This window comes from Buchnera aphidicola (Pemphigus obesinymphae) (assembly GCF_026122815.1).
Lineage (GTDB): Bacteria > Pseudomonadota > Gammaproteobacteria > Enterobacterales > Enterobacteriaceae > Buchnera_C > Buchnera_C aphidicola_BJ.
This window is the reverse complement of the sequence record NZ_JAIWQW010000102.1, coordinates 1-368: the sequence shown is the minus strand read 5'-3', so window position 1 is coordinate 368 and position 368 is coordinate 1. Positions and strand designations below refer to the sequence as shown.

Here is a 368-nt window from a genome sequence, read left to right as displayed (position 1 = left end):
AAGTTATGTATAAAAAATTATACATATTAAAAAACAATATCTCTTGCTATTTATTAAATTGTATATAATACATTATATAGGAAAAATATGAAAAAAGAAAAAAATAGAAAAATATCATCACTAAGTGTTCTTGCTATGGCTGGAGTTTTACCATATCAAGTTAAAAAAGATGAAAAATATATGAATAAAAATCAAATAAATCACTTTAAAAAAATTCTTGAAGCTTGGAAATATCAATTACAAAGTGAAACAAATCATATTACTCCCTATATGAAAGATCAATCAAGCAATTTTCCTGATCCTGTTGATCGAGCAACACAAGAAGAAGAATTTAGTATTGAATTAAGTAACAGAGCAAGAGAGTCAAA

General features: G+C 23.9%; 1 pseudogene. It reads left to right on the top strand.

The features are described from left to right. Positions 1-87: 87 nt before the first annotated feature. Positions 88-368, top strand: a pseudogene (gene dksA, locus LDP10_RS03300) (RNA polymerase-binding transcription factor); the annotation flags it as partial.